Genomic DNA, 3,120 nt, shown 5'->3' on the forward strand with positions numbered 1-3,120 from the left:
TCTGCCAATTCCACCACGACCGCCTGTTCCTTGATTATTGCGGACTTCCTTGCAAAAATTCCTGCCGCGAAATCATGTTTTTGAGTATACACAATCGAAATTTAGAAGTCAATAGCGTTTTTCTCCATACAGAGCGCCTATTTTTGTTGCTAATCATTGGAATATTTTTGTGGCATGTTTCTGCTTTAAGCCATTGTCGGTTGAAAGCGTGTTTTGTCTCTTCTTCTAGAAAATGCGGCGATCGTGTTGATGGAAAATTTCAAGGTTTCGTCACCATAACGGACCAACTGCGACTCCATATTTTTTGGTTTTCTTACATATTTCATGGCGAATCAGACAAATTATTACCAGTAGTAGAAACCCATCGTTCTCAAAAAAAATTTTTCGTTATTGGGGGAAACCGATGATTCCCGAAAATATCAAACAGTTACTCCACGATATTCGGCTAATTGGTGGCGGTATGAAGCAATACGAGCATCCCGATGATTGGCAGCTGATCCGCAATCTGGTTGGCGAGCAGCTGGAAGTTGATTTGAGCGATGCCACCCCAGACTATTGGGAAAAGCTTCATGCCTCACTGGAGAACGAGAAAGCGATTGCATTAGAAAAAGCTGAGCGGCGCTACTTCCACGGTCTCTACTACTACAATCCTTTTATTTGACCACGAGCTGTTCGTGGTCTTCCTTTCTTCGTGCTTTGCTTGTGCTCTGCTTGACTCGTCTTTGTCTTCCGTGTCGCGCTCTGATCAGTTCTGCGCCCTGTTCTGTGCTTTCTTCTGCTCTCTGTTCTAGCCGTTCTCTTCCTGCTGTCTCTTTTGTGCTCCGTCCTGCTCTCTCTTCTGTACTCTGTCCGGCGTTCTCTTCCGATAGATCACGTATCGGCGTTGCAGCAAGGTATCTTATTTGACCACATGCTGCTGTGCCCCTTTTCGTCAGCCACGTATTGCACCCGTCTTTTTGCAAATGAACCATTGCTAACTGCCCTGTCTTCGAATTGCCCCTCAAGAAAAGAACATCCCGTGAAAACATTTTTGTAAAAATGAGTATCTTTTTTCTCCCCTAAACGTTACATAGAGTAGAGAGTGAAACTAACAGGAAACTCCTTGCAAAGAATATGCTCGTTATCGAAAAGCTTCCTTATTATATGTACGTCAATTTTAGTCATTTTTTGTCGATAAAATGGCTCTTGTTTTTGTTGCTCTTGTAACGCCCTTCCTGCTCCTGTGATCTCTGCTGTAAAAAAGCAGGACTTTATTTGACTTGCAAGCAATCATTCTTAGCCTTTGCAAAGCCATAAACGCTGCATGACCAACAGGAACGCCCTCCCCCGGTTCTCGCATCCATGCGGTGCACAAGACACACTGCCGGGCCGGTGTCGATCCCTTCACAGCCTTTTACTCCCTAACCTAGAACCGTTTTCGCATCTGTGAATGCTGTTCTGTTCTATCCTGTTTTTGCAGTCGTGAGTTTTAGAAGCTCAAAAATATCTGCTGAACAAACAAGTACCTCATACAAACTTAACTAATCAGTTTGAGTCTGTAGCAGGTATTTTCAATAAGTGACGTCTCAGGAGAAATTGTACTCCCGACCGCCAGCTTATGCATTTTTATTATTCCTTCAGAACAAATCAGTCAAGCATTATCGTGCCTTCGCCAACATGTAACGTCATGAGAGGAGAAATAGATGACATTTCATAACGCTGAAGAGTATGTTGATCCGAAAAACTACGACGCTGAATTTGGTAGAGAGTGGAAGAAATACGAGTTGTTTCTGCAGGAAGCGAAGCCGTGTCAACATGTGCTTGAGCTTGCCTGTGGAACGGGATTAACGACGTTGTACCTCGCTGAACGAGGTGTACATATTGACGGGGTAGACATTTTACCGAATATGATACAGTATGCCAAACTCGTGACGCTCAAAATTCGCTGCTGGAAAATGTGAACAAGCTACTCAAGGCAGGCGGGAAATTTATTTTTGAGACGCGCAACCCAAGTGGCCATGATCTTACAGACTGTGATTATGAATATTGGCATACATTTCAGGATTATGAGGGGAATCCTGTAGAAGTGGGTGGGAAACAGAAATATAACCCTGATACGAATATAATGAAATGGACGACGATTCGTAAATTCCAAGGCTATGAGCGGGAATCAGAGATTTTATGTTTGTTTACTGAGCCTGAATCGATTCGCAAATTGTTAAACGAGCATGGATTTGATATTCAAAGTGAATATAGCAACTGGAATCGATCACCGTTTACTGGCAAGGATGAACTGATTATATTCGTTGCAAGAAAACAGCCATGACCGTATCGGCGCAAACCAAACCTAGTATGAGTGTAAGGGATAGTCGCTCAACGCCCTCCATGCTGAGTCATACTGCAATTGGACTGAAATACGCAGCTTCTCCTTTTCATGCGTGCAGCCAAGCTTGCTATAACGCCTGTCTATAGCGTTGTACTCACGCGCTAAATAGCAGATATGTATCCATCAAGGCAATGCTCGCAGCACATCGTACGCCCCCACCTACTTGCTTTTTATTCGAAAACACCACTAGCTATGTGCCAGTGGTATTTTCCTGCTTTTACCGGTGAAATGAAAGCTTGATCTGTAGCCAGCGCCTTGCTCCATGCCAAGCTATGTACCTCCATACAACAAAAAAGCCGCCAGCTATAGCGACTTCAAATACTTTAAAACTAACGTCCTGAGAGGGATTCGAACCCCCGACCGTGCGCTTAGAAGGCGCATGCTCTATCCTGCTGAGCTATCAGGACACATTAAAAAGAATGTTCCAGCAGGTGGTTTCCATACGAGTACCTACACTTAGAAGACGTTGCTCTATCCTGCTGAGCTACTGGGACAACTATGGAGGGAGTACCCGGATTTGAACCGGGGGTGAGGGTTTTGCAGACCCGTGCCTTACCACTTGGCTATACTCCCATGCATGGGGCGATCGATGGGACTTGANNCCCCTTCGCCACGACCGCCATAACTTTTGCTTGTCTTATGTTTTTGGTAGCGGTGGAGGGAATCGAACCCCCGACCTTTCGGGTATGAACCGAACGCTCTAACCAGCTGAGCTACGCCGCCAAAATAAAAATGGCGGAGAGTGAGGGATTCGA

At 44.9% G+C, this 3,120-nt stretch carries 4 protein-coding genes and 3 tRNA genes; 4 read left to right on the forward strand and 3 right to left on the reverse strand.

The features are described 5' to 3' along the window. The 4 genes from DEP07_RS12330 to DEP07_RS12345 all read left to right on the forward strand — a co-directional run. Positions 1–407: hypothetical protein (locus tag DEP07_RS12330; protein ID WP_287102538.1), on the forward strand; the 407-nt coding region annotated here is incomplete at its 5' end. Continuing rightward, positions 404–661 (forward strand): hypothetical protein, encoded by a 258-nt coding sequence (locus DEP07_RS12335; RefSeq protein ID WP_122965629.1) that lies wholly within the window; start codon positions 404–406, stop codon positions 659–661. The genes DEP07_RS12330 and DEP07_RS12335, both read left to right, overlap by 4 nt. 1,021 nt (positions 662–1,682) lie before the next feature. Continuing rightward, the gene (locus tag DEP07_RS12340; protein WP_287102539.1) at positions 1,683–1,940 is read left to right on the forward strand and encodes a class I SAM-dependent methyltransferase; all 258 of its coding nucleotides are present in this window, start codon (positions 1,683–1,685) and stop codon (positions 1,938–1,940) included. After that, positions 1,937–2,305, forward strand: a complete 369-nt coding sequence (locus tag DEP07_RS12345; protein WP_287102540.1) for a methyltransferase type 12 — start codon at positions 1,937–1,939, stop codon at positions 2,303–2,305. Before DEP07_RS12340 ends, DEP07_RS12345 begins: the two co-directional genes overlap by 4 nt. Before the next feature lie 393 nt (positions 2,306–2,698). Here DEP07_RS12345 and DEP07_RS12350 read toward each other — a convergent pair. The 3 genes from DEP07_RS12350 to DEP07_RS12360 all read right to left on the reverse strand — a co-directional run bounded on the left by DEP07_RS12350 (position 2,699) and on the right by DEP07_RS12360 (position 3,088). After that, positions 2,699–2,772: transfer RNA gene (locus DEP07_RS12350), tRNA-Arg, on the reverse strand. A 92-nt stretch (positions 2,773–2,864) separates the two neighbouring features. Next, a tRNA-Cys gene (locus DEP07_RS12355) sits at positions 2,865–2,938 on the reverse strand. 73 nt (positions 2,939–3,011) lie between these two features. Further along, a tRNA-Met gene (locus DEP07_RS12360) sits at positions 3,012–3,088 on the reverse strand. Positions 3,089–3,120 lie beyond the last annotated feature (32 nt).

Source organism: Brevibacillus sp., from assembly GCF_003521185.1.
Taxonomy (GTDB): domain Bacteria; phylum Bacillota; class Bacilli; order Brevibacillales; family Brevibacillaceae; genus Brevibacillus; species Brevibacillus parabrevis.